We start from the raw sequence: 26249 nt of genomic DNA on the forward strand, positions 1-26249 counted from the left end.
TATGCCTTGCTCCCCTATAGCATATGCCATAGAAAAAAGACAGCTATCCTTTTGTGGCGAAAAGGTAGCTGCCTCTCACTATTTCACTTCATTCCGGTATGGATAACCCAAGACCCTCTGCCACGCGGATCCCATATTCGGGATCTGCCTTATAGAAATGACCAATCTGTCTGAGCTTAATTTCATCCGACTCAACAGGTTTCATTGCACCAACAATCGTTTGAACAAGACGAGTTCGTTCCTCTTCACTTAACAAGCGATATAAATCACCTGGTTGCGTGTAATGATCATGATGATCATAGGCAACACTGTCCGCCGACCCAGACACCTCGTAGGGTGCCGGTTTATCTACGGGCGTTTCCGTTGGTCCGCCAAGGCTGTTTGGCTCGTAATAAACGGAACCCCCACCATTGTTATCCGCACGCATCTGACCATCTCGCTGATAGTTATTTACTTCACTCCGCGGACGATTAATTGGTAAAGTCTGATGATTAGCCCCTACCCGATACCGATGTGCATCCCCATAAGCAAACAATCGACCTTGCAGCATTTTATCTGGTGAAACATCGATTCCTGGTACGAGTGTCCCTGGCGAGAATGTGGCTTGTTCTACCTCAGCAAAATAATTTTCCGGATTGCGATCCAGCACCATACGCCCAACTTCAATTAAAGGGTAATCTTTCTGTGACCAAACTTTCGTGACATCAAAAGGATCAAAACGGTACGTATTTGCATCTTCCAGCGGCATGATCTGTACGCATAGCTTCCAAGCAGGGAAATCTCCTTTATCAATCGCATTAAACAAGTCCTCTGTATGATAATCTGGATTGTCAGCCGCAAGTTGCGCAGCAACATTTGGAGCTAAGTTCTGAACGCCTTGTTCGGTTTTAAAATGATACTTCACCCACACGCCTTCACCCTCGGCATTGACCCATTTAAACGTGTGACTACCAAATCCATGCATATGTCTCAGCGTTGCGGGAATACCGCGGTCTGTCATCAGTATCGTCACTTGATGCAAAGATTCAGGAGATAATGACCAGAAATCCCAGACAGCATTTGGATTTTTCAAGTGAGTTTGGGGGTGTCTTTTCTGAGTATGAATAAAATCTGGGAATTTAATCGCGTCGCGAATGAAAAATACCGGTGTATTATTGCCGACCAAGTCATAATTGCCTTCATCCGTATAAAATTTCACAGCGAATCCGCGCGGGTCCCGGACCGTGTCCGAAGAACCATTCTCACCCGCCACGGTCGAAAATCGAACGAACAACGGTGTACGCTTGCCAACCTCTGAGAACAAGCTCGCTTTCGTATACTTCGTCAAGTCTTGCGTGACTTCCAAATAGCCGTGCGCTCCAGCCCCTTTGGCATGAACGACTCGCTCAGGTACTCGCTCTCGATTAAAGTGTGCCAGTTTCTCTAAAAGGTGGACATCTTGAATCAACGTCGGCCCCCGTGAACCCGCCGTTATCGAGTTTTGGTTGTCCCCAACTGGAGCTCCCCAGCTGGTCGTAAGCTTGTTTTTTTCCGTACTCATCCAACAATCACCTCTTCAGTAAAATGTTAAAACTCTGCTCAAAGCGCTCTCATCGCTTACAGGATTATGTATGTGACAACCTTCCATTTCCCTAATTCATATGTATTCGAGAACCTGTCATGATATGATGCTGCGTCCATGTAAGCTCGGTTTTCGCGCTTTCTATCCAAAACAAAAAAGCATCCCTCCCGGGATGCTCTCCTTCAATAGCTCATCATTCTGAGCTACTTATTTATAATCTTAAACAACGCTTGAGTACCGCTGTCCTCTTCACCGCTCGCCGCTAGCTGCTCATAAAGGGATTTCGCCAGCGAAAGTCCAGGCAGCTCCACCTTCATTTCTTCGGCAGATTGAAGTGCGATCTTCATATCTTTGATGAAGTGCTTCACATAAAAGCCAGGAGCAAAATTCCCAGCAATGATGCGCGGTGCCAGGTTACTTAAGGACCAGCTGCCCGCCGCGCCTGACTCAATACTTTTGAGCACAGTCGAAGGATCCAGTCCTGACTTCTTCGCATATACGAGCGCTTCAACAACTCCCATCATATTACTTGCAATTGCGATTTGGTTGCACATTTTCGTATGTTGGCCTGCACCCGCTTCTCCTTGATAGACGATGTTCGTGCCAATCTTCTCAAAAAGCGGTAGCATGGCATCAAAAGCTTCACGCGAGCCCCCAACCATAATCGAAAGTTTCGCTTCCTTAGCTCCAATATCTCCGCCTGAAACAGGAGCATCTAATGAATACACTTGACGCGCGAATGCTTTTTCATAAATTTGTTTGGCCAGCATTGGACTAGACGTTGTCATATCAATTACGTAGCTGCCCGGCTTAGTGTTAGCAAGAATGCCATTTTCGCCTAAATAAATCTCTTCAACGTCATTAGGGAAGCCTACCATTGTAATAATAACATCACATTGCTGTGCTAATAGTCCTGGTGAATCCTGCCAATGAGCACCCTGATCCAACAGGTCCTGTGCCTTGGATTTCGTTCGATTATATATTTGTACCTCGTAGCCTGCTTGAATAAAATGGCCTGCCATACTTTTCCCCATGACACCTGTTCCTACTAAGCCTACAATCGTTTGTGCCGGATTGATTACCACAATGAATGCCACCTCTCATTTTAACAGTAACTGATTTCGAATATGTTTCATTCTTAAGTTATCACCGTCTGTGCATCTGGTCAAACTGAGCTCATACCTTCATGTATAACGGGAGATAAATTACTTTGACAGACAGAGTATTTTATTTTATATTATAATATAGGAGGTGAGGGTTATAGTTGACTTGAAAATAACGTCCGATCTTATTCGAGGACACACCGACAGCATTATTCTCAAATTGTTAATTTCCGGAGATAAATATGGCTATGAAATTTCAAAGCTGGTGCAAGTTACTTCAGGCGGGGAATATGAACTGAAGGAAGCAACCATGTACTCCAGCCTCAAGCGACTAGAACAGGAAGAAAGCATTACCTCCTACTGGGGGGATGAAACACAAGGCGGCCGTAGGAAATACTATCGCATCAATGATAAAGGCAAAGAAGCTTTCAAGATCAACAAGTTAAACTGGGAACATGCGAAGACCATTCTCGATTTGCTCATTTAGAAAGGCGGTATGAGGGATGAAACCAAACCCAAGGCTCATTGCTTATTTGAATGAAATTTTTTCACATTATGAAGATTTGAGACCCATTCAGGAATTAAAAGAAGAGCTTTTAACTGATTTGCAGGAAAGACTCCAAGATCTGCAAAAGGATGGCTTCGATGAAGAAGCTGCCTTTCAAAGGACGATCGCATCCATCGGCGAAATATCCGAGCTTATCGAAAGCATTCATGCAAACACCACGAAGCTCCAACAAATCATTGGCATTGATTTCTCTATGCAGAATTTGCAAAAATCCGATCTGAAGGCCATCAAAGTCCATGATGGTAAGTTCAATTACAGCAACCTGCAAGATTCCGATTTCAGCCATTCAGACTTAACCAATGCTTCCTTTAAGTGCAGCAACTTAGATCGGGTAAAGTTCGACGGTGCTAATTTGACGGGAACGAAGTTTTCTAAATCCAATCTTAGAGGTGTCAGCTTCAAGAATTGTACGTTAGACCTTATAGAGTTCCGTTCTTGCGATTTAACCGGTGTATGTATGGATAACCTACTCTTTACTGGAACTACTTTTCATCATTCAAATCTAAAAGGAACCACGTTCCGAAATGCCACACTTCAAAGCTGTTCCTTCAAATCTGACATCAAGAAAACAATCTTTGATGGTGCCAAGATGGATAAAGTGACCTATGCTTTGTTAAAAGGGTTTAAAGCTAACTTAAGTCATGTAACTATCATTTAGTAGTAACTCTTCCTATAAAATAAATTAAATCGGATTCAGAGAAAGTGAGGAAAACAATCAAAATGTCAGCGCAAAACAAAAACAAAGGGTTAGGCATTGTAATTGCCGGGCTATTGCTGGGTATCCTAATGGCCGCCATGGACAATACCATTGTAGCCACAGCCATGGGCACCATCATCGGTGAATTAGGCGGATTGGATAAATTCGTTTGGGTCACTTCGGCATATATGGTGGCGGAAATGGCCGGCATGCCGATATTCGGCAAACTTTCCGATATGTACGGACGCAAAAAGTTTTTCATCTTTGGTGTTATCGTGTTCATGCTTGGATCCATCCTATGTGGAACAGCAAGTTCGATTATAGAGCTCAGTGTTTATCGCGCTATTCAAGGTATCGGCGGCGGCGCCATGTTACCGGTTGCTTTCACAATTATGTTTGATGCCGTTCCCGCAGAAAGCCGCGGTAAACTAGGTGGATTGTTCGGAGCCGTGTTCGGCATGTCCAGCATTTTCGGGCCACTTCTCGGCGCTTATATGACAGATTATGTGAACTGGAAATGGGTATTTTACATTAATCTCCCTCTTGGTTTAATCTCACTTATTTTTGTTGCTTTCTTTTATCGCGAATCCGTTGAGCATTCTAAACAAAGAATCGATTGGTGGGGCGCTTTTACACTTGTTGGTGCCATCGTCTCCCTCATGTTCGCTCTTGAATTAGGCGGTAAGGAATACGCTTGGGATTCAGCATTTATCTTTGGTTTATTCGCTCTGTTTGCGGTGTTAACAATCATCTTCGTCTTCGTTGAGCGTCGCGCTGCTGAACCTATTATCTCATTTGCGATGTTCAAAAATCGTTTGTATGCATCAAGTAATGCCGTTGCCATTTTTAGCGGCGCAGCTTTTATCACAGCATCCGTCTATATCCCGATTTTCATTCAAGGTGTATTAGGCGGGACCGCTACCAATTCTGGCTTAGTTCTTCTTCCTATGATGTTAGGCTCCGTTGTAACGGCAACAGGCGGCGGTTTTTTAATGAATAAAATGAGTTATCGAGCGATTATGATTCCAACGACCTTCCTGCTTATTGTCGGAACAGCTCTCTTGACGACATTATCGCCAGAATCCCCTCGTTGGCTTGTCACGATTTACATGATTATTATTGGACTTGGCATAGGAGCTTCCTTCTCTGTTTTAAGTAATGCTGCCATTCATCTGTTCGAGCCACGGCAGCGTGGTTCAGCATCTTCAACCCTGAACTTCCTCCGTTCCTTGGGGATGACGCTAGGTATCACCGTATTCGGAATTGTTCAAAGTCATGCTTTAACGCGAAAATTGACGGATGTTTTTGCAGGTCAAGGTCAAACGGGCGCTGCAATACCAACCGGAGACTCGCATACGCTGCTTGATCCCGCGAAACGAATGGAGATTCCTGCACCTGTTCTCGAGAAAATCACAACCGCATTATCGTCTTCCATCGTTCTCACCTTTGCTTGGACTATAATTCCTGCTGTTCTTGCCTTCGTTTGTGCCATCGCGATGAGCAAAGAAAAGCTGGATCCAACCCAAGAAACCGAAGCAGCTATATCACATTAAGACAAAAAAAGTGCCACTCCAACTACAACAAACCTGTAGATGAAGTGGCACTTTTTATTTGAAGTGAATCACTTAAATTCCTTTAAACGTGAATGAGTACGAATAATTACGGTTAGCATACAGCGTGAACTCTGGGTGTGTTCTGGCACCCCAGCTGTCATCCCCGCCGACGCCCATCTGCTTATAATTCACCCTCAGCACGACTTTATCACTAACTGGCAGCTTATACGTATGGTCATGAGCTTCCAACTCGGAAGGTAAATAAGGCAGAGCGTTCAATTCAACGGTAGGAAGTCCTGTAATTCGGAGTCCACGCCCATTCACATCTGTCAACGTCGCCCAGCGCACATCCGTTTTATTGCCGCATTCCTGCGGGCGTAAGTATGGAACGAACTGTTCCTCAACGGTACCGCTGTGCAAAGCCAGTTTGGCGGAGGTTGCACGATCCCAATAGTTCTCATGTGGACCACGGCCGTACCAGCTCAATTGCTGGAAGGAGCTGTCTAATTGGAAGAGTACGCCAATCTCCGGAATTTCAGGTAAATGAGCTCCAGGCACAAGCTCCATACGTACTTCTACTTCCCCGCTAGGCGATACCATGTAAACCAATTGCACCTCGGAAGTTGGCTTTGTCGCTAATTCAAAGCGAACCTGCACCTCGGCACGGCCATCGACAATCGATTTAGCTGTCAAAGATTGCAGCGTTCTTCCACTACCTGCCTCTTGCCATGGCGCACAGCGAATGTGATGCTGGTTGCCGCGATCATTATCGGTATAAGCACGCCAGAAATTTGGTGCAGGACCTGTCAGGAACAGCTCGCTTCCCTCGTACATGTAGGAAGTGATATCACCAGTTGCAGCATTCAATTCAAGAGAGAAGTTGCCTCCCTTAAGGCTAATTGTTTCCTTAGTTGAAGCAATTTGTACAGCTTCTATAGTAGACAAGGTCGCCGCGGATTCTAGGGCTGCCTGTTCAGAATGAGACCAAGCCGCTTTACGAACTGGAAGCAAGAACTGCTCCCAAGCGATTTCATGCCCCTTCTGCGCCCAATTCGTATCTTCTTTCAGCTGTAGACTGATCGTCAGTACAAACTCATCTTTTGGCAAAATGGTTTCCATATGATCTAGAGCCAACTCAATAACAGCTGTTTCTCCTGGCTTTACAGTGAATTGTCCACGCTCGGCTTCACCCACAGGCTCACCATTACGTGCGATAGACCATGTCCAATCAAACTCACTCAGATCAGTAAATAAATAGTGATTCGTCACCTTCACTTGGCCACTCGCAAGATCGAGCGCTTCGAACTTCACATTCTGGTAGCATTTCTTCACTTCATAGATCTTCGGTGATGGCGTACGATCAGCGAAAATTAATCCGTTACCGCAGAAGTTGCCATCGTTCGGTGTATCTCCGAAATCGCCGCCGTAGGCTTGGTAGGTAACACCCTCTGGAGTTGTTGTTCTTATAGATTGATCGATCCAGTCCCAAATAAAGCCACCTTGGAGAACCGGATACTTGTCAAACAACTCCCAGTACTTAAATAAATTGCCGCATGAATTCCCCATCGCATGGCTGTATTCACACAGAATAAACGGTTTCTTCGGCTTATTTCTCGCGTATTCTTCGATTTTCTCAATTTTGGTGTACATTTGACTTTCAATGTCCGACGCCGCATCTGATGCGCGGAAGTGGAAAACTCCTTCGTAATGTACAACTCTTGAAGGATCGGCAACACGCAAGAAGTCGTGCATTTTAATAAAGTTATCGCCACCGAACGCCTCATTGCCTAGCGACCAAATCACAATTGAAGGATGGTTCTTATCTCTTTGCATCATCGAATTCGCCCGGTCCAGCACAGCTCCCGTCCATTCTGGCTTACTTCCCGGTACAGCGTCTCCTTCAACATCCGATCCATAGGTCCATGAGCCATGTGTCTCGAGGTTCGTTTCATCAATGACATACAGCCCATATTGATCACATAGTTCATACCAGTGCGGGTCGTTTGGATAGTGCGAAGTCCGTACAGCATTGATATTGTGTTGTTTCATGAGCAAAATATCAGCAAGCATGCTTGCCTTATCAACAGAACGGCCACGATCCGTATCGAATTCATGACGATTAACGCCTTTGAACACAATACGCTCACCATTGATCTTCATCAAACCATCTTGGATTTCGAATTTACGGAATCCAACCTTGCAGCTTTCCGTTTCCAGCAGCGAGCCATTTTCATCTCTTAAGCTCAAAACAAGTGTATATAGAGTTGGCTTCTCCGCGCTCCATTTTGCAGGCCGATCCACTTGGACGGAGAGCTCTACTTCCTGTTTAGCAGCGCCACTTACATTTACTTCTACGGAAAGAGGCTCCTTCCATAGCGGCTTCAATTCACTATCATATAGAGAAGCTTCCACACGTCGTGTTCCGCTGCTAAGTCCATCGTAATTCGTGACTTTTGCTTGAATACGCAGATCAGCATTTTCGAAGGAATCGTCCAGATTCGTCAATACCTTGAAATCTGAAATATGCATTGTTGGCGTGCTATACATATACACATCGCGGAAAATACCGCTTAACCGCCAGAAATCTTGATCCTCCAACCAGCTCGCATCACTCCAACGGTAAACCTCGACGTCAAGCTTATTCTCACCCTCTACCAAGTAAGGTGTAATATCAAAATCCGCAGGCGTAAACGAATCCTGACTAAAGCCCACCAAATCGCCGTTAACCCACACATAGAAAGCCGATTCAACCCCTTGAAAGCTGATGTATACGGGTTGATCTGCCCATGCTGCCGGAACCGTGAAGCAGCGCGAATAAGAGCCCACAGGGTTATACTTTACTGGAGCAAATGGGGCCTTCAAATCTTCATGGCCGACCCAAGGATAGATGACATTCGTATATTGTGGAAAGTCGAAGCCTTGCAGCTGCCAATGGGAAGGCACGGCGATGTCCGCCCAACTGCTGCAATCGTAGTCGCTCTTGTAAAACTCTTGCGGACGGCCTTGCGCATTCTCAGCAAAATGAAACTTCCAAGTTCCATTCAATGATTGATAAGAATCGGACGCTTCACGAACTCCCGCTAGTGCCTCATCTTCGGACTTGTAAGGCATTAATGTGGCATGAGCTTCCATGCGATTCAATTGAAAAATCTGAGGATTATTATTCCATTCCGGGTATCCGTTTACGGGCGGTGTATATACGAATTTTTTAGCCATTTCTTGAATTCCTCACTTCTATAGGGTGTATAAATTTCTTCAACTATCTTCTTATTGTACAAGACAATAATTTCTTTTAAAATATAAGATAATACGCATCCCATATTAAAAAATGAAAGAGTTGAACCTCAGAGCGATGGTTACCGATTACAGGAAATTTTTCCTCATTACAGAAACGGACCGGAAGCTTCCTCTCATCCTAGAAACAGTCGGTTACGAAAATGAGCAGAAGTTCTACAAGCGAGAAGAAGGCTATCCCTGCTTTCATTGGCTCCAAACGATTGAAGGCAGCGGAGAAATCATCCTCGAAAGCGGATCCATCAAGTTGAGTGAGAATCAAGGCATGCTTCTGCCTGCTGGCGTCCCGCATGAATATAACATCACTGCCGCCAAGTGGTCGACGTGGTATTTAACCTTCGATGGTGCGCTCGCTGCTTCCATTGTATATGCCTTAGAGATACCATTATCCACACCAATTAGCTGGGGCATGGAAACCCCTCTCGCAAGTATTCATGAGTACTATTACGAAAAGTACCGCTACAGTCATGACTTTACAGGCATGAATGGTTCACTTGAAATTTATCAATTCCTTACTCTGCTCAAAAAGCACGGTAACGTAAATAAAAGCGCATCCTTTTCCCAAAGTCACGAGCGCTTGCTGCCGCTTTTGTTGGAGCTTGAGATTAGCTTCGCATCTTCCGACGTAGGACTTGGATGGATGTCTCAGCTGCTTGGCATAAGCTCTCAACATGTCAATACGTTGTTCCGCAAAGCGTTTGGCCTCTCTCCTTACCAATACTTACTGCAGCTTCGCCTACAGAAATCCAAGGAATTGCTAATCGCTCAGCCTAATCAAACGGTGAAACAGATCGCCGAAGCTACCGGCTTCCTCGACGCTTCGCATTTCATCTCGACATTTCGCAAATCCGTCGGTTTGACGCCCGAAGTTTTCAGAAATCAATACAACAAAAAGAACCAAGCGGAGGATTTCCGTTAGTTCGACCACCTAGTCGAAAGTCGTTTTCGTTTCAAAAAAAGCTTATGATGGTTATATATGGGTAAAATGATTGGGGGCTAATGATGAGCAGCTTACAACTCGATAACCATCGTTTCTTCGAGCAGATGGTTCAGTTCTCTCCTCATGGGATTGCCTGTTTATCTTTAAACGGGTCCCTACTGAAAGTTAATCCAGCATATTGCTCGATTCTCGGGTATTCGGAAGATGAGCTCGAGAAGCTTAACATGCGTGAAATCACCTTTCTTGATGATTGGCTGCCCTACACGGATCAAGTTCAAAACTTGTTAGCTCGTGTGGCTTCTTCTTTTACCATGGATATCCGTTATTTGCACAAAAATGGCGACACCATATGGACATCCGTCCAACTCACTTTGGTTTGTGATACTCAAACCGGGCAGCCTCTCTATGGTATCGTTCATATGACGGATATTTCACAGCTCAAGTCTATTGAACAAAAGCTTCAAGAGTCCATTGATCGGTATACCCCTCTGAAAATGCATACACATGATGCCGTCATTTCACTTGATTTGGACGGAGTTATTGTCAATGGCAATACGCGGGCACAAGAGTTGTTAGGCTTCTACAACAATGAATTCGTTGGAATGCCTTTCTCCAGATTTGTAGGCAAAAACAATGTGAAACAAATCCTTACCGATTCCCTACACGATGCTTCCATGGAGAAGAAGATTGATCATATTCGTCAAATCAATGGTCATATTGTTGAAGTACTGACGACCATCGCTCCCATCATCATGAACGAAATGAATGTTGGGTACTATATTATTGCCAAGGACATGACCGAACAGAAGAAATTAATGATTGAGAAGGAAACCGCTGAGAATACGAATAAAGCGAAGAGTGAATTTCTGGCGATAATGAGCCATGAAATTCGGACGCCGATGAATGGCGTTATCGGAATGACAGACCTTTTGCTGCAAACGACAACGTTAGACGAAGAACAAAAAGAGTACGTAGAGATTATTCATAAGAGCGGTGAAACGCTGCTTCGTATCATTAATGACATTTTAGACTTCTCCAAAATAGAATCCGGTAAAACAGAATTACATGAAATCCCTTTCGATATCCGAGACACGATCTCTGAAACGTTTAATATTTTATCGACCAAAGCGGATGAAAAGCAGTTATCCACGACATTTACAGTAGATCCCAACGTCCCTCACTCAGTAGTGGGTGATTCAGAACGGTTGAAGCAGGTACTTATTAATTTGGTTGGCAATGCCATCAAGTTTACGCCATTCGGCGGAATCTCCGTACATGTCAATAAACGCGTACAAGAAGATCACATCATACAACTCGAATTCATTGTAAAAGATAGCGGAATCGGCATTCCAGCTGATAAAAGGAGCTATATCTTCGAGCCTTTCAATCAAGTCGATCATGTGATGACACGCAAATACGAGGGTACAGGGCTTGGCTTAGCTATTTCGAAAAAGCTGGTCCGACTAATGGGCGGCGATATTTGGGTAGAGCCTACCGACGATCCAGGCACTACGATCATCTTCACACTTTGTCTCAAAGAGGATCATCATTCAGATGAATACCAAGGTAATACAAATGAAGGTGTCGCGCATGCTTCCCTACACATACTTATCGCCGAAGACAATGCCATTAATCAATTTGTTTTAATTAAAATGCTAGAGAAGCAGGGGCATATCATTACAGTTGCTGCTAACGGGGAAGAAGCAGTGAAGTTCGCCTTAAGGGACCGTTTTGATATCATATTTATGGATCTCCAAATGCCGATCATTAACGGATTAGAGGCAACCGCAATGATTAAACAAACACTCCCGCCAGGACGATGTCCCATGATCGTCGCTGTAACTGCGAATGCCTTAAAAGAAGATCGCGAAAGCTGCCTCGCTGCGGGCATGGACGATTATTTGAGCAAACCGATCAAAAATAAGTCTCTTCTTGAAATTATCGAGACCTATATGAAGAACAAACATCATTCAAGCTAAACGAAACCCAACCATATAACAAAAAAACCGCCGCGGCGGTTTCACAGAATCCGTTTCACTTTATTTTTAAAATCCTTGAGATATTGGCAGATGAACACGAAAAGTTGATCTTTCACCGAGAATACTTTCCACTTCCATGAGGCCATCGTGTCTTTCAATGATTTTCTGCACCGTGGCAAGCCCAAGACCGGTACCCTCGTAGGCTTTGGCATTGTCCAGCCGTTTGAAGGGAGTGAAAATCGATGGGATGTCCTCTTTTTTCATACCAATGCCATTATCTTGGATTTGAATGACAAAGGTATCCGGTTCATTTCCTTCCAATAAGGAAATCTGAATAATCGGTGATTGTTCCTTCCTACGATACTTCAGCCCGTTTGCGATAATATTTTGAAATAGTTGATACATTTGAGTTGCATCCGCTTGAATAATTGGAAGCCTGTCTTGCATGATAACCTGTCCTTCATTATGTTCAATCGTGCTGCTTAAGTCCGATATCACATTCATCACGACTTCATTCAAATCAACATTTCCGAAAGTAACCGATTTCGCGTTTAATTGGGCATAGGAGAGCAAATCGGTGATTAAGTGGTTCATCCGATCAGCAGTCGCTGAAATTTGGTTCATATATTCTTTACCTTTTGGAGTCATATCCGCACTATGTCTTGCTATAAGAAGCTCGCTCAACCCCGTAATTACATTCAGCGGATTTTTCAAATCATGCGAAACGACCTGTGCGAACTCCCTTAAGCTCTCGTTACTGCGCTCAAGCTCCGATTGAATGGCCTCCAGCTCTTTATTTCTTCGATTGAGTTCTAGAAATACTTTTACTTTGCTGAGCAGAATATCGGCATTGACAGGCTTGAACAAATAATCCACAGCGCCGCTCTCATATCCTTTGAATACGCTCTGATCCTCTTTATTACTGGCTGTTACAAAAATGATGGGAATATGCTTCGTTTCCTCGTTACTTCGCAGCAGCTCCGCGAGCTCAAAGCCATCCATTTCCGGCATATTCACATCAAGTAAAATAAGCGCAAAGTCATGGCGCAGGGTATAGGATAGGGCTTCGTTGCCTGATTGGACGACATACACATCACAATGGAGCACTTGCAGAATTTTCTGCATAGCGAATAAATTTTCTTTACGATCATCAACGACTAAAATTTTTGGCGCCTGATGCCTATTTTTCTGAGTATCCATATAGGCCCTCCTAACTCTTAGAATGATGGATTCGTTCGAGATCATGTAATTGTCTCAGAAACTTTCCTATGTCTTCTAAGGACAAAATATAATCAACCTTTACAGTGTCAATTGCTGCTTGTGGCATTATAGGGAACTCCGCCGTTTCAGGGTCCTGCACAATCGTTAAGCCACCACTCATCTTGATCGTCCTGAGTCCAGCGCTGCCATCTCGGTTGGCTCCCGTTAAGACAACTCCTACACACCCCTCTTGGAAGACGAACGCTGCACTATCGAACAAAACGTCTACCGAAGGCCGAGAATAATTGACTTTAGGATCGATGGATAGGCTTAACGAACGATCATCTTCAATAAGCAAATGATAGCCAGGTGGGGCGAGATAAACGTGATGAGGTTGAATGGTCTCTTTATCTATCGCTTCTTTGACATGTATAGCAACCTGCGTATTTAAATATTCGGCTAAATAGCTGTCACTGCTCTCCAAAATATGCTGTACGATGATAATCGGTAAGCTGTAGTCAGATGGGAGATAGGATAACAGACGCGAGAGTGCCTTAAGCCCGCCTGCCGATACCCCCACAACAACGGCTTCCAATGGGTGCATGGGCTCACTCCCTCTCTATAACCTTTCTTACAATGGCAGCTGCTTCCTAAAAATTCTCCACTTAGAGGAGAGTGCTTCATATTGAGACTGAATCTCTGAAAACTCGATAGATTCCTTACTGCCAAGGCACAGGAAACCGCGTGGAACGAGACTTTGGTTGAAAAGTTGATAGACTTGATTTTGCAATTGCTTATCAAAGTAAATGAGCACATTCCTACAAATAATGAGATGCATCTCACCAAAGGCGTTGTCCGTTGCCAAATTATGCTGCGAGAACACGATGTTTCTTTTCAAAGCTTCCTTCATTTTGCCCATCTGATATTTAGCATGATAGTAATCCGAGAAGGAGGCATTGCCTCCGCTTTTTTGATAATTTTTAGTGAAATTCCGGATACTTTCTAACGGGTAAATGCCTTCTTCCGCAGTAGTAAGTGACTCTTGATTCATATCCGTCGCGTAAATTTGAACACGATCATAGAAACCTTCTTCTTCCAGTAGAACAGCCATCGAGTAGACTTCTTCCCCTGTTGCACAACCAGCGTGCCATATTTTCACAAATGGATACGTCTTCAGCAAAGGAATCACGAGACTGCGCAGCTCAACAAAAAACTCAGGGTCTCGAAACATTTCGGTGACGGTTACCGATATATCCAGCAGTAATTGATTGGCAAACGCTTCATCATAGAGAACCAATGGAATCATATCAGACAGTCGTTCAAGACTTGATTTCTGCCTGACATAGTGCAATCTTCTCATTAAAGAGGAACGGGCATAATTACGGAAATCATACCCATGCCGCTTATAAATAGCTTCCAATACAAGATCGACTTCAATCTTTTCTGCTAGTTTTTCTGGCATTTTTTATCGTAAGAGCCAAACCCTGATTAATGATAACAATTTATCGGTATCTACCGGTTTCGTCATATAATCATTGGCTCCCCTCTCTATACATTTTTCACGGTCACCTGTCATGGCCTTTGCGGTTAAGGCGATAATCGGGAGGGACTGGAACTTCGGCATGGTGCGAATATGACTTATGGCTTCATAACCGTCCATCACCGGCATCATAATATCCATAATAACCAGCTCGATCCCGCTTTCACTTTCCAGTTTATCCAATGCCAGCTTCCCATTATCCGCCATCACGACATCCAAGCCGTGTTTCCTTAATACTTTGGATAAGGCAAACGTGTTGCGCAGGTCATCATCCACCAGCAAAATTTTACGTCCCTTCAAGGATTCATCGGAATCACGCACCAGACGAATCATTTCTTTCTGCGCTTGTGGAAGGGATTTATGTACGCTATGAAGGAAGAGAGAAACCTCATCCAGCAAGCGATCCGGTGAATTCGCACCTTTGATCACAATGCTGTCCGTAAACTGGTTTAATTCCTTATACTCTTCTTGTGTGAGCTCTTTTCCTGTATTAATAATGATCGGCGGTATGGAACTCTCTGAATCAATAACTAACTGCTGCAGCAGTTCAAATCCTGTCATATCCGGCAATGTTAGATCCAGAATCACACAATCAAAGGGTTGTGATCGCATAAGCTGCAGACCTTCTTTACCCGTAGAAACACTATGGATGTCAACCTTCTTATGCTTGAGCAGTTCATGAATAGCCTTTTGATTATTCAAATCATCCTCAACCACTAAGACCTGTTGGATGCGTTCTTGCAGCTTATGCTCAATTTTGTTAAAAACAGCTTCGATGTCTTCCACTTGAATCGGTTTGGACAAATAGCCGATGGCCCCGCGCTGTAAGGAGTCTGAGCTTCTATCTCGACCTGAAATGATGTGCACAGGAATGTGACGTGTTTCATTATGATATTTCAAATGATCCAGGACCTTCAGGCCGTCCATATCCGGAAGCCCCAAATCCAAAAGAATCGCGCTTGGAATATACTGCTTGGCTAATTGAAGGGCACTGAAACCATCTCCTGCCGCAAGGCACCTGAATCCCTTTTTGTAAGACATATCCATAAGAATTTTGGCGAACGCCGGATCATCTTCCACGATCAAAATAACTTTGTCTTGCACGCTATTCTTTAGGTTTTCACGATCATCAGGCAAGAACGTTTTCGCTGGTTGAGCCGCTAAATGATGATCTTCAATAGTGCTTGCAATCAACAATTCACTTGAAATTTGTAGTGTATCGCCTGCTGTAGGAACTTTTATCGATGCTATTTTTGGCTCCGTCATTTCGACGTCAGCTGCTCCTCCGAACGGGAGATAAAGCGTAAAGCTGCTGCCTTTCCCATCGGTACTACGCATATGAATTTCGCCGCCCAATAGCTTAGCTAACTCTCTAGAAATGGTTAAACCAAGTCCCGTTCCTCCATATTTGCGACTCGTCGTACCATCCGCCTGCTGAAAAGCTTCGAATATAGCTTGCTGTTTACTAGCAGGAATACCTATCCCCGTATCGGTTACAGTCAGAGCTATAGATCCATTTTCTTCCAGATGGTTATTTTGGTAAACCGTTCCTGTTCCAGCACGCGCGATCTCAACCGTAACGCTTCCAGAAGCCGTAAACTTAAATGCATTGGATAAAAGGTTTTTCAGGATTTGTTCGGTGCGCTGACCATCAGTCGTCACGATTTCCGGGACTTGATCATCAAGTTTTAAAATAAACGAAAGGCCCTTTTCTTTGGCAACTGGATTAAATTGGTAACGGAGTGACTGAAGTAAATCGTCCAGCCTCACTTCTTCCATTTGGATGTCCAATTTGCCCGCTTCCACTTTAGATAAATCCAAAATATCGTTAATTAAAGTCAATAGATCCAAGCCGCCGTTATGGATAATTTTAGCCGACTCGATTTGATCTTCTGTTAAATTACCATCTTCATTCGAGGATAATGATTTAGATAAAATCAGCAAGCTGTTAAGTGGCGTCCGGAGTTCATGCGACATATTGGCCAAAAACTCTGATTTATACTGACTCGCTTGTTCCAACTCTTTGGCTTTTTCTTCTAAGTCCTGCTTCGATAATTGAATAAAGGCATTCTGCTTTTCGATGTCAGCTTTTTGTACTTCCAAATAATTGGTTTTTTCCTCTAGCTCTTCATTAATTGCCTGAAGTTCCTCACTTTGGATTCGCATCTTTTCTTCGGATTGCTTCAGCATCAGTGTCTGCTCTTCCAATTCTTCATTGGCCGTGCGCAATTCTTCCTGCTGTGTTTGAAGCTCTTCCGTTAATAGTTGTGATTCACGCAATAAAGATTCCGTTTTCTGACGGCTGTTAGCGGCATGAATGACAACGCCCAGTGTATCGGATAATTGCTCCAATAAATCATGCTCTATGCCAGTAAATGGTTTAAAAGCCGCAAGCTCTATAACGGCCAACACTTCCTCCTCGAAGAGGATAGGAAGAACGACGATTTGGAACGGTTTCGATTCCCCAAGACCTGATTGTATGTGTATATAATCGCCAGGCACATTCGATAACAAGATAGGCTTTTTCTCAAGAATACATTGCCCCACTAGACCTTCCCCAGGTCGAACCCGATTGGCTACGTTCTTTCTTTCTTTAAAAGCATAACTGCCCAAGAGTACAAATTCATTGGACTGATTCTGACTGGAATGAGTGTCTTTCAAATACATAATACCTTGACCTGCTCCGACAAGACGCGAAATTTCAGATATAAGCATGCCCACTAGCTGGTGTACACTTGCAACGCCTTGTGCAAGCCCCGTCAGACGAGCTAACTGCGTTTTCAACCAGAATTGCCGCTCATTTTCAGCGGTCGTTTCTTTTAAAGAGGTCAGCATTCGAATTAATGCCACACTCAGCTGATCCCGATCTGAACGAGGAACAATCGTCTGCTCATATTCACCTAATGAGATGCGATCTGCCTGAGTAATGACCTCTTTAAAGCTAGCTACCATGTGATTGAAGGCTTCCATCAGCTCGCCAAATTCATCCTTCGATTGAACATCCAGATGAATATCTGTAACGCCTGTCAGAATGAGTTCCGTAGATCTCTTAAGCAGTCGGATTTGAGATAAAAGCATCCTGGATATCAAAACGATGGCCAAAAATGAGAGGATTAGAATAATGACGTTAAATATGGCCACACCCATCAACGATTGTGCGGTACTCTTTTTGTTTATTTCCATGCTTTGAATTAATTCTGTTGAAAGTCCATCCTCAACCTCTTTAAGAAGATCTACTTCTTGTGTCGCCACGTTGTACCATAGCTGAGAATCCACTCCTAGGGCTTTCCCAGGTTCCGCTTTTAGGACTAGTTGTACGAGACGATCGACCTCGGTAACAGCTTGTCCCTTCATCGTCTTCTGATAGAGTTGTTGCGCTGCCTCTGATGCGAGTAATTTGGATTCCTTATAATAAAGCAATTGTTCGTTCTCTAACACACCGATCTGTTCAAAATCATTGAAATCAGCACGATTCGCGGAAAAAACATGAAATAATACTGCGCGCTCCCTACTCACTGCAACCTTACTTTTGGAAAACAAAATATAGGAAGTAAGCATGTTTGAAATTTGTTTATTCGAGCTTATTTCGTTCGTGTTTTGCATCATATCAAAGAGACTGTTTATCGTTTCCAAATAAAAGGAAAGTGTGTCATTCTCATTGGCTTTCCCCTGATCCAGTTGTGTCCTAAGAATCACCATTTGGTCTAGCTTGCTTACCGCATTATTTGCATCTTTCTTAAACTTATCACCCAAAACGGATGTGTTCAGTGACTTTAATTGCTCCCGAAATGCACTTGACTTATCTTCAGTAAACCTACGTTGATCAACGAGTTGACGGGTAACCGTTTTATCTTCAAAGTAACCTGATAATAGGCTCCGCTCTTTCTGAACCTCATGAATCAGATCATTGATGTAGATTTCCGTTGTAACCAGTGTCTGTAACCTGTTCAGTTCTGACAGCTCTTTCACTTTTTCATAGATGGCATTGGAGGAGAAATATAACAACCCCAACATAGGCAGTACAATCATAAATATCAGCTTGTAATTTATTTTAGCGTTCCGAATCCATTGCATGTGGCAAGCCCTCTCTTTGGTTGAGACTGTGAAGCACGTTTAGGTATACATATTCTACAAATTACGACAAACCCCCTCTTTTTCGAGCGCAGAAGGAACAATAATGTGCTTGCAAAAGCATATACAAAAAGGACAGAACGATTGGGATCGTCTGTCCTTGGTAGATTCAACTAAAACCGAAAAACTAGTGGTTCGGAATAAATTCACTATGAACTTCGATCAGCTTTTGGACGAATATCTCAAAATCATTTTTACTAGAAGAAAATTTGAAATCGGTTACACCAGTGTTGAAATCAATAACTGTTAAAGCCACACGATTGAGTGGATATTCTGGAATAGGCTCAGAGGCAAGAGAAATATTTTTGAAAGGGTAAATGGATGTTTCACCGTAGAAACGAAGCACAGTTAAATGATCATCTCTTAACTCTAACGAAATTTGTTGATCTGAATCAGTGAAACTCTTCAGTGTACTCATCATTTATCAATCCTCCTCTTGTCCTCTATTTTACTATCAAATGAGAAGATAAAGAAGCCCAAAACGAAAAATTTTCCTAACTCCCCCCTGTTTCAATGCACAATTTATCGGGTAAATGAGTACTAGGGCTGAAAGCCGCTCTACAAATACTACGGAGGTGCAACACATGTCTACAACGATTTTACTATCCGAAAGATCAGGTCCTGTAAAGAAGCTGCGAGCTGGGGGGCATATTCCTGCTGTGGTCTATAGCTCTCGTATGGATTCCGAACATGTTACTGTCCCGGAAAAAGAAATCCGCGCATCACTGAAACGCAATCCTCGTGCCATCCTGAATGTTACCCTGCCGTCCAAAACCAAACACCCTGTAATCGTCCATCAAGTCCAGAAGGATTGCTTGACGGGTCAATTACTCCATATTGATTTTCTTCAAATTAATATGAAAGAACAGCTTGATACATCGATTGCCGTCCATTTCACGGGGGAAGCTAAGGGCACCAAGGAAGGCGGTATTCTCCAAATAGAAACTCATGAGGTCATGATCCGCTGTATGCCGAACAAGCTCCCGGAACATCTCGCCGTTGATATTAGTAAGCTAAGTATCGGCGAACATATAACCATCGCTGATCTTAAGGTTCCCAAGCATGTTGAAGTGTTAAGTGATCCAGAAACCATTCTGGTCACTATACTTGGCATGCAGAAGCTTGACGTGGCGGTTGAACCAGCTGCAGAAGAGGCAGAGGAAGCTGTGGAGTCTAAAGCTTAAAGTGTTTGCCATGCTGACACAGGAAAAAAAACCGGCTCTTTACGCAGCTTATGCGGAAGAGTCGGTTTTTAGTTCTTGAACTATTTTTTACAAGGCAATTCGATTTCCACAGATGTACCCTGATTAATTTTACTTTGAATTAACAATTTGCCTCCATGTCCTTCGATTATCCGTTTGCAAACCATAAGCCCTAAACCAGTGCCATTCACTTTTGTCGTATAAAACGGCTCCCCTAACTGGGATAACCTCTCGCAAGAAATGCCTACACCTTGATCTTCGATGCGGATCACCACACCTTGATTGATTAGATTTCGGATAGCGATTTGAATTAATCCCCCATTAGGCATAGATTCGATAGCATTTTTTAAAATATTAATTAACACCTGTTTGATTTGATCTGGGTTACAATAAATTGCTGGTATATCTGGATCCATGTCGATATGTATTTGAACGTTATAGAGATGAGCATGAGGCTGCAGAAAACCAACTACACTTTTGACAAGTCCTAGGGACGTACTCTCCATATAACAATTCAGATGTGGTTTAGCCAGAGTCATAAATTCATTAACAACATAATTTATATGTTCTAATTCTTCCAACATGACATCCACGTAGTCTGCATTTTTCGCTTTTAGTAATTTTACAAAACCTTTCAAGGACGTTAAAGGATTACGTATATCATGTGCGATCCCAGCTGCCAATTGACCAATGAGCGACAGTTTTTCTGACCTAATAATGGCTTCTTCAGACTTTTTGCGCTCAGTGAGATCACGTATCACAGTCTGTACGACAGGAAACCCCATGTTTTTGTGGACATAAATGGAGGATATTTCGGCATCAAAAAAAGTTCCATCTAATTTTTGCAGCTTTATCTCCATAAACTCCGTATAAGAATCCGACTGCATCACATACTGAAGCCGCTCCAAAATGAAATCCTTGTCACTTACACAGAAAAAATCATAGATTGATCTACCCTTAAAGTCATCTGAAGAAACACCACCAAACAGCATACAACAGGCATCATTCACAAACTGGATGATACCATCGTTATGCAGAGCAATGGGTTCTGGATTAAGTTTAATCAACCTTCTAAATTGTTTTTCTCTTTCTAAAAGCTCCTCATCGGCTCTTTTCTTTTCACTAATATCCCTTTCCACACCAATAAACCCAATAACAACTCCTTCGTTATCTTTCATTGGGGAGACCGTAACATTCGCATAAAAGGTAGAACCATCTTTTCTTAGTTTTAACGCTTCGAAATCCGAACTTTGCCCCCCATCTATTAAAGACTGGTATAGCCGAAGAGCATCTTCCTTATATTTATCTGGAGTCATCGGCAATACTTTCCCGATCACTTCTTCTCTTGTCCAGCCATGTAATTCTTCAAACTTCTTATTCACCTCTAACACTTTTCCATTAACATCAACGACGACAATGCCGTCTGAGGTTAAATTCATAAAGGAATCGATTAGATGTTCTTTCAATTTCAAGAGTAAGCATCCCCTTACTTCAAACAAGTGATTGTAGCTAATTCGTCTCTAATGGAAAAAACCCTTTATTACAGTTAGGATTTTCAAAAAATTATTAATATTATGAACGCCTTAACATGGTTACACGGAGTCCACTTATACTCACTTCCGTTTTTTTCTAGCTTCAATTGTTACAAAATTGTTTCCTAAATGTTTATTAATTTCAATTAACTCTATATCTTCTTCTTTGAGTAAATGAATCGTATCTCTATTTAAATGACACCCGTCACAAGCTCTCTTCCATATCGGTGAGAGGAGATCTTGTAACTTCCCCAATATGGCATTTTCATGTCGAACATGCTCAAATAATAGAATTGTTCCCGTAGGTTTACACACTCTACTAATTTCTCTAATCGCTTTTACTGGGTTTGGTATCGTACAAAAAACTAGCGTCCCAACCACAGTATCAAATGAATGATCCGAAAATGACAATTGCTCAGCATTACCTTCAATTACATGGATAGGCGTTTTAGCTTCGGAAGCTCGCTCATACGAGGTCTTCCTTAGAACTGGATTCGGTTCAATTGCTGTTACAGTTACGTCCTTATAGAAGCTGAAATTAATTCCTGTTCCGCATCCGATTTCCAAAACTTCTCCCTTTGCTTTATTAATTAACTCGGAGCGAATATCTATAAATCTTTTAGTCTCCAAGGGTTTCATTAATCTATCATAATTGTTAACGAACCAATTACTGCGGATAGGTATCTACTCCTTCTTTTTCTTTCTTTAAATAACTTAATGACAATAAACCTATGGCAAAACAAACCATACTGACAGCCCACATTACACCTATTGCAGTGATAGTCAAAGAGTTATACATGGAACTGGTAAAAGCCCTAGTTTCAAGTATCCTTATCCAGGTTAATGCACCAAAAGTAAACAAAATCAAATGACTCAAAAACCAGCCATACCCCTGTTTCTTAAATTTAATCATCAAACTAATTACTAGTACTACTACTGGAATCATAACAAATATCAAACCTACTCTTAGTAATACAGTAACCTCTTCTTCCATAAGCAAAACAAATTTCACTCCTTCTTTGAGAGCGACGCTGGCGCTGGCGGCTTGTTTGCCGCTTTAGGCGCGGTTTTCGCGGGAGTGTTCCAATAAGCGCGTTTCGGCGCCTATCTCTCATTTTGATATTCTTGTTGGAGCCTATATCCCGGGAGAACTCCACTATCTCCAACTAGCTCCTAGTCATAGACATAGATTGACAGAAAAAATATTCAGTAATACTATAATAGGATTGAAGAAATTACTCATTTTTCATACATAAAAAACATTCTATGACCATCCCATAGCCTTGCTGATTAAAATAGACAAGTATGAGAATATGGTGTAGCGGAAGGAGGACAACATTGTCTGAGAATCACGAATATGCAGAAACTTTAAACGGCAGGAATCCCCTCAGTCTGCAATCTGACTGCGAGAATTGCTTCGGCTTGTGCTGTGTCGCACTGCCCTACGCAGCTTCGTCTGACTTCGCGATCGACAAAGACGCCGGCCAGCCCTGCCCTAACCTGCAATCGGACTTCCGCTGCGGCGTTCACACTAATCTCAGGCAGCTGGGCTTTCGAGGTTGTACGGTTTATGACTGCTTCGGCGCGGGGCAAAAGGTTTCCCATGTCACCTTCGGTGGAAACGACTGGCGTCAAGTCCCAAGTTCCGCAAAGCAAATGTTCGAGGTGTTCCCGATCATGCGTCAACTCCATGAGCTGCTCTGGTATCTGACCGAAGCACTAACATTGCAGCCGGCCAGTCCTATCCACGGTGAACTCAGCCTAGCGCTCGACGAAACGGAACGCCTCACTCACCTTAGTGCCGACTCTATCATGGAACTGGACGTGGAAGCACACCGAGCCAATGTCAATGTTCTGCTTCTACGGACGAGCGAACTCGTGCGAGCCGAAGCCCTGCGCAAGCAGAAGAAACCCGCTGGGCGCCAGAAGACCTACGGTCGAGGTGCCGACCTTATCGGGGCCAATCTCAAAGGTTCCGATCTCAGAGGAGCTAATTTGAGAGGAGCCTACCTTATTGCAGCTAACCTCAGAGGTGCCGACCTGAGAGTGGCTGACCTTATCGGGGCTGATTTCCGGGATGCTGATCTTAGTGGTGCCAACCTGACTGACAGTATCTTTCTCACCCAAGCCCAACTCAACGCGGCGAAGGGCGATAACGACACCAAGTTACCACCGTCGCTCACTCGACCAACTCACTGGTCCAAAATCAAAGCATAGAGCATCGTATTAAGAGGTCAGCCAGTTTTTACTGGTTGACCTTTTTATTTAGCCATAAAGTATGGCAATCGTTAGCCCATTTCCTTGCCCATCTTTCAATATGTTCTATTTCGGTATAATCAGTTGAAATACCTTTTTCATAACTAATCTCCCGCTACTTCAATTATAGTCAACAGCCCGCCGCAGCAGCCTGCTCAATAAGTACACTCTTGTATTCCGTTATGCTATAATTTCAGAAAAATAAGATAAGGGAGATCTGGATGACTACAATAATTGATAAGATTGCATGGATATATGTTGTTAATGGTCAAATATTAAGCGCTCGTTCCAAAGGAAAAGACACCTATTATTTACCGGGAGGAAAAAGGGAGCCCGATGAAACCGATATCGATACTCTTTTACGAGAAATAGAAGAGGAATTATCCGTTCATATAAAGCCAGATACCGTCTTACATTTTGGGACATTCGAAGCACAAGCCCATGGTAAATCGGAAGGTACGCAAGTAAAAATGACATGTTATACGGCGGATTTTGATGGAGATCTGAGTCCAGCTTCTGAGATAGCTGAATTAGTTTGGTTAAACTATAATGACCGGGATCGCGTATCTCCTGTTTGCCAAATCATTTTCGACAAATTAAAAGAGATGAAGTTGCTTTCATAATCCACTTAATCAAAGTTGTTTTAACTCGGTAACATGTAAAATGAAAGGGTGTTTGTTGTTGATTTTGTTGTTGATCGCAGCTATAGTGGCAATGGTCTTTCTTATCCTCGTTTCCGCAAGCTTTTATTTCTATCGCGTTGCCATTTCCCGCGCCGACATTTGGCCGCCGATCGATCGACCGATAGAACTGTCATTCTCGCGCACGGATATGCTGGACAAGCTATGCAGATGGGTAAACTAGCGCAAATGTATAAGGACACATTAGGCTTTAACGTCCTCATCCCCGACGCCCGCGGACATGGCCGAAGTGAAGGCCATTATATCGGATTCGGTTGGCCCGAACGCAAGGATTACGTCCAATGGATCGATAAAGTTATCGAACACATGGGTGAGCAGTCGAAGATCGTCCTACATGGTGTGTCTATGGGCGGAGCGACGGTAATGATGACTAGCGGCGAGGCTTTACCGCCTAACGTCAAAGCCATCGTGGAAGATTGCGGCTATACGACTGCTAAGGATCAGCTAGCTTACCAGCTGAAGCGAATGTATCGGCTTCCGATATTTCCGCTCCTTCATTTAACCAGTCTTTTGACCAAACTTCGAGCTGGGTACTTTTTCGGTGAAGCTTCTGCCCTAGATCAACTCCAAAAGTCCAAAACACCGATGCTATTCATCCACGGCGACGCTGATTTGTTCGTGCCAACCGATTCTGATCAGGTTAGGTATGACCGCGAAGTAGCTCAATTTATCCGTACGTATGTGAAGGAATAACGGGAATTATCCAATTGGATAAATCAATAAGCAATACTGCCACATGTTCGTGAAAAAGTAAGGAGCTGCCCGCGGCAGCTCCTTACTCGTTTATATCGTACTTTATTCAACTAAATTCCCTGTTTGACTTATCTCATCAGTGCACTATCTTTTTTAAAAGATCTTCTACTTTTGCTTGCATGGATTGTATGGTTGTTTTCCTATATTGAATACCAAGCCGGAGTACCTTCAATTGCTGTCTTCGAGAAAGCCTTCGAAAGCGGGGCTCCCTTTTCAGAAAAGTACGAATGATAGACCAGCTGTTAACTGCAATCTTATCTGGTGTGATGTAAGGAACTTCGTAAGGTAGTTGTCGTTTCCTGAAACGATTAATAAGTGTACCTACACTTGCAGAAATCTTTCCTTCATCTACAAGACATACAGCAGAACTTTTTTTTGTATGCTTTTTGAGGAAATCGAAATGATGATGTCCGCCGAGGATGACGTAACCACCTTCTTTTCTGCTTTTTCGCACAATCAACAGATGCATTAGATCTTGTGCAACTTTTTTAAATTCCTTATTTCTTAGTGAGGTCTTAGCAGCGATACTTTCCGGCTTAATCTTACTTAGAGGTAGATATTGCACTGTATATCTCAACTGTACCCCTCCTCGTCACACCGTTGTTAAATTTAATCTAATCTAAGTGTATTCCGTTAGTGCTGGAGTGTGAACTCCCGCTCATAAATGTCGCTCGCTTTATCTAGGACCTTACGTCCTTGATCGGTGAATTTCAGCTCTGTTACTTGGCTTTTCACTAGGAAGACGCCCGATGCCTCGTTTTTCCCACCTACAGCTGCATCGTATAAAAGCGAAGCTCCTTTGCTTGGGTGCGGGAAGAACAGCTTCATAATCGGTTTCAAATAGAAGGGCAAACTGATTTTTTTTCCTTTTCTTAAGGTGTTATTGCCACCTGGATCTATATGTGTGTCATCCTCAGGGAATCCGGAGCGGATCAGTGCAATGATTTGCCAACCTTCAGCCAGGATTTTGCGGGTCAGCTCGAGTCCAATCCCGTTATTCGCCCTGTAATAAGTGCAGTTCGATTTAGTCCTATTGTCATTTATTTACTCCTTTTTCGCGAATAATTCGCCCTCTTCGTCACATGTTGTTATAGCGAGGATCGCGGGGAACGAGGATTTGCTATTTCGGTAATTATGCCGTTGCAAGGCCTGTAAGCGGAACGTGGAGGCGCTATTTTGCCGTTTTTCCGGTTTTTACACCTCTAAATTGGGAATTAGTGGATCCTCGTTCCGCGAAAA

The 26249-nt window shown here is 43.3% G+C and carries 22 protein-coding genes; 9 read left to right on the forward strand and 13 right to left on the reverse strand.

Going from position 1 to position 26249, the window contains the following annotated elements:
- Nucleotides 1-88: 88 nt before the first annotated feature.
- Together katA and GC098_RS21040 are read right to left on the reverse strand one after the other, a co-directional pair.
- Nucleotides 89-1540: a catalase KatA gene (gene katA, locus GC098_RS21035; RefSeq protein WP_171645197.1), complete on the reverse strand. Its 1452-nt coding sequence runs from the start codon at nt 1538-1540 to the stop codon at nt 89-91.
- 224 nt (nt 1541-1764) lie between these two features.
- Nucleotides 1765-2640 carry an NAD(P)-dependent oxidoreductase gene (locus tag GC098_RS21040; RefSeq protein ID WP_376773917.1) on the reverse strand — a complete coding sequence of 292 codons (876 nt, stop codon included), beginning with the start codon at nt 2638-2640 and terminating at the stop codon, nt 1765-1767.
- Between the two features lie 181 nt (nt 2641-2821).
- On the opposite strand from GC098_RS21040, the gene GC098_RS21045 reads away from it, so the two are divergent.
- From GC098_RS21045 to GC098_RS21055, 3 genes are all read left to right on the forward strand, one after another.
- Nucleotides 2822-3151: a PadR family transcriptional regulator gene (locus GC098_RS21045; RefSeq protein ID WP_171645263.1), complete on the forward strand. Its 330-nt coding sequence runs from the start codon at nt 2822-2824 to the stop codon at nt 3149-3151.
- 16 nt (nt 3152-3167) lie between these two features.
- The gene (locus GC098_RS21050) at nt 3168-3890 is read left to right on the forward strand and encodes a pentapeptide repeat-containing protein (protein WP_171645199.1); all 723 of its coding nucleotides are present in this window, start codon (nt 3168-3170) and stop codon (nt 3888-3890) included.
- A gap of 62 nt (nt 3891-3952) precedes the next feature.
- A complete protein-coding gene (locus GC098_RS21055; protein ID WP_171645200.1) occupies nt 3953-5482 on the forward strand; it encodes an MDR family MFS transporter in 1530 nt (509 codons plus the stop codon).
- 72 nt (nt 5483-5554) lie between these two features.
- On the opposite strand, the gene lacZ is transcribed toward GC098_RS21055, so the two are convergent.
- Complete coding sequence (gene lacZ / locus GC098_RS21060; protein ID WP_171645201.1) at nt 5555-8698, reverse strand: beta-galactosidase, LacZ type; 3144 nt, start codon at nt 8696-8698, stop codon at nt 5555-5557.
- A gap of 136 nt (nt 8699-8834) precedes the next feature.
- Here lacZ and GC098_RS21065 point away from each other — a divergent pair, with 136 nt between their 5' ends.
- A complete protein-coding gene (locus tag GC098_RS21065; RefSeq protein ID WP_171645202.1) occupies nt 8835-9695 on the forward strand; it encodes an AraC family transcriptional regulator in 861 nt (286 codons plus the stop codon).
- 83 nt (nt 9696-9778) lie between these two features.
- Nucleotides 9779-11695, forward strand: a complete 1917-nt coding sequence (locus GC098_RS21070) for a PAS domain S-box protein (protein WP_171645203.1) — start codon at nt 9779-9781, stop codon at nt 11693-11695.
- A gap of 66 nt (nt 11696-11761) precedes the next feature.
- On the opposite strand, the gene GC098_RS21075 is transcribed toward GC098_RS21070, so the two are convergent.
- The 5 genes from GC098_RS21075 to GC098_RS21095 form a co-directional block, all read right to left on the reverse strand.
- On the reverse strand, nt 11762-12895 hold the full coding sequence (locus tag GC098_RS21075; protein ID WP_171645204.1) for a response regulator: 1134 nt from the start codon (nt 12893-12895) through the stop codon (nt 11762-11764).
- 10 nt (nt 12896-12905) lie between these two features.
- Nucleotides 12906-13499 (reverse strand): chemotaxis protein CheB, encoded by a 594-nt coding sequence (locus tag GC098_RS21080; protein WP_171645205.1) that lies wholly within the window; start codon nt 13497-13499, stop codon nt 12906-12908.
- 27 nt (nt 13500-13526) lie between these two features.
- Nucleotides 13527-14357 (reverse strand): CheR family methyltransferase, encoded by an 831-nt coding sequence (locus tag GC098_RS21085; protein WP_171645206.1) that lies wholly within the window; start codon nt 14355-14357, stop codon nt 13527-13529.
- A gap of 3 nt (nt 14358-14360) precedes the next feature.
- Nucleotides 14361-18509 carry a response regulator gene (locus GC098_RS21090; protein WP_171645207.1) on the reverse strand — a complete coding sequence of 1383 codons (4149 nt, stop codon included), beginning with the start codon at nt 18507-18509 and terminating at the stop codon, nt 14361-14363.
- A 184-nt stretch (nt 18510-18693) separates the two neighbouring features.
- Entirely contained in the window at nt 18694-18987 is a 294-nt protein-coding gene (locus GC098_RS21095) for a hypothetical protein (protein WP_057306536.1), read from the reverse strand.
- Nucleotides 18988-19150: 163 nt separating this feature from the next.
- Between GC098_RS21095 and GC098_RS21100 the strand changes: the two genes are divergently transcribed.
- Nucleotides 19151-19750: a 50S ribosomal protein L25 gene (locus GC098_RS21100; RefSeq protein ID WP_171645208.1), complete on the forward strand. Its 600-nt coding sequence runs from the start codon at nt 19151-19153 to the stop codon at nt 19748-19750.
- A gap of 80 nt (nt 19751-19830) precedes the next feature.
- On the opposite strand, the gene GC098_RS21105 is transcribed toward GC098_RS21100, so the two are convergent.
- From GC098_RS21105 to GC098_RS21115, 3 genes are all read right to left on the reverse strand, one after another.
- Nucleotides 19831-21240: a PAS domain-containing sensor histidine kinase gene (locus tag GC098_RS21105; protein ID WP_171645209.1), complete on the reverse strand. Its 1410-nt coding sequence runs from the start codon at nt 21238-21240 to the stop codon at nt 19831-19833.
- Between the two features lie 141 nt (nt 21241-21381).
- Nucleotides 21382-21939, reverse strand: coding sequence for a class I SAM-dependent methyltransferase (locus tag GC098_RS21110; protein ID WP_171645210.1), 558 nt, complete (start codon nt 21937-21939; stop codon nt 21382-21384).
- Between the two features lie 28 nt (nt 21940-21967).
- Nucleotides 21968-22294, reverse strand: coding sequence for a hypothetical protein (locus tag GC098_RS21115; RefSeq protein ID WP_171645211.1), 327 nt, complete (start codon nt 22292-22294; stop codon nt 21968-21970).
- A gap of 344 nt (nt 22295-22638) precedes the next feature.
- Between GC098_RS21115 and GC098_RS21120 the strand changes: the two genes are divergently transcribed.
- The 3 genes from GC098_RS21120 (at nt 22639) to GC098_RS21130 (ending at nt 24950) form a co-directional block, all read left to right on the forward strand.
- Nucleotides 22639-23517 carry a pentapeptide repeat-containing protein gene (locus GC098_RS21120; protein WP_246358786.1) on the forward strand — a complete coding sequence of 293 codons (879 nt, stop codon included), beginning with the start codon at nt 22639-22641 and terminating at the stop codon, nt 23515-23517.
- A 260-nt stretch (nt 23518-23777) separates the two neighbouring features.
- Nucleotides 23778-24179: an NUDIX hydrolase gene (locus GC098_RS21125; protein WP_171645213.1), complete on the forward strand. Its 402-nt coding sequence runs from the start codon at nt 23778-23780 to the stop codon at nt 24177-24179.
- A 48-nt stretch (nt 24180-24227) separates the two neighbouring features.
- The gene (locus GC098_RS21130; RefSeq protein WP_312880252.1) at nt 24228-24950 is read left to right on the forward strand and encodes an alpha/beta hydrolase; all 723 of its coding nucleotides are present in this window, start codon (nt 24228-24230) and stop codon (nt 24948-24950) included.
- Between the two features lie 136 nt (nt 24951-25086).
- On the opposite strand, the gene GC098_RS21135 is transcribed toward GC098_RS21130, so the two are convergent.
- Both GC098_RS21135 and GC098_RS21140 read right to left on the reverse strand, forming a co-directional pair.
- Nucleotides 25087-25587 (reverse strand): hypothetical protein, encoded by a 501-nt coding sequence (locus tag GC098_RS21135; protein WP_171645214.1) that lies wholly within the window; start codon nt 25585-25587, stop codon nt 25087-25089.
- A gap of 56 nt (nt 25588-25643) precedes the next feature.
- Nucleotides 25644-25850 (reverse strand): hypothetical protein, encoded by a 207-nt coding sequence (locus GC098_RS21140; RefSeq protein WP_171645215.1) that lies wholly within the window; start codon nt 25848-25850, stop codon nt 25644-25646.
- Nucleotides 25851-26249: the final 399 nt, after the last annotated feature.

Origin of the sequence: Paenibacillus phytorum, assembly GCF_013141715.1 — a bacterium.
GTDB lineage: Bacteria > Bacillota > Bacilli > Paenibacillales > NBRC-103111 > Paenibacillus_E > Paenibacillus_E phytorum.

What these genes read in the sequence shown, in the direction of transcription:
- katA (WP_171645197.1), bottom strand. Translation starts at nt 1,540, where the DNA reads ATGAGTACGGAAAAAAACAAGCTTACGACCAGCTGGGGAGCTCCAGTT.
- GC098_RS21050 (WP_171645199.1), top strand. Translation starts at nt 3,168, where the DNA reads ATGAAACCAAACCCAAGGCTCATTGCTTATTTGAATGAAATTTTTTCA.
- GC098_RS21055 (WP_171645200.1), top strand. Translation starts at nt 3,953, where the DNA reads ATGTCAGCGCAAAACAAAAACAAAGGGTTAGGCATTGTAATTGCCGGG.
- lacZ (WP_171645201.1), bottom strand. Translation starts at nt 8,698, where the DNA reads ATGGCTAAAAAATTCGTATATACACCGCCCGTAAACGGATACCCGGAA.
- GC098_RS21065 (WP_171645202.1), top strand. Translation starts at nt 8,835, where the DNA reads ATGGTTACCGATTACAGGAAATTTTTCCTCATTACAGAAACGGACCGG.
- GC098_RS21070 (WP_171645203.1), top strand. Translation starts at nt 9,779, where the DNA reads ATGAGCAGCTTACAACTCGATAACCATCGTTTCTTCGAGCAGATGGTT.
- GC098_RS21075 (WP_171645204.1), bottom strand. Translation starts at nt 12,895, where the DNA reads ATGGATACTCAGAAAAATAGGCATCAGGCGCCAAAAATTTTAGTCGTT.
- GC098_RS21080 (WP_171645205.1), bottom strand. Translation starts at nt 13,499, where the DNA reads ATGCACCCATTGGAAGCCGTTGTTGTGGGGGTATCGGCAGGCGGGCTT.
- GC098_RS21085 (WP_171645206.1), bottom strand. Translation starts at nt 14,357, where the DNA reads ATGCCAGAAAAACTAGCAGAAAAGATTGAAGTCGATCTTGTATTGGAA.
- GC098_RS21090 (WP_171645207.1), bottom strand. Translation starts at nt 18,509, where the DNA reads ATGCAATGGATTCGGAACGCTAAAATAAATTACAAGCTGATATTTATG.
- GC098_RS21095 (WP_057306536.1), bottom strand. Translation starts at nt 18,987, where the DNA reads ATGATGAGTACACTGAAGAGTTTCACTGATTCAGATCAACAAATTTCG.
- GC098_RS21100 (WP_171645208.1), top strand. Translation starts at nt 19,151, where the DNA reads ATGTCTACAACGATTTTACTATCCGAAAGATCAGGTCCTGTAAAGAAG.
- GC098_RS21110 (WP_171645210.1), bottom strand. Translation starts at nt 21,939, where the DNA reads ATGAAACCCTTGGAGACTAAAAGATTTATAGATATTCGCTCCGAGTTA.
- GC098_RS21115 (WP_171645211.1), bottom strand. Translation starts at nt 22,294, where the DNA reads ATGGAAGAAGAGGTTACTGTATTACTAAGAGTAGGTTTGATATTTGTT.
- GC098_RS21125 (WP_171645213.1), top strand. Translation starts at nt 23,778, where the DNA reads ATGACTACAATAATTGATAAGATTGCATGGATATATGTTGTTAATGGT.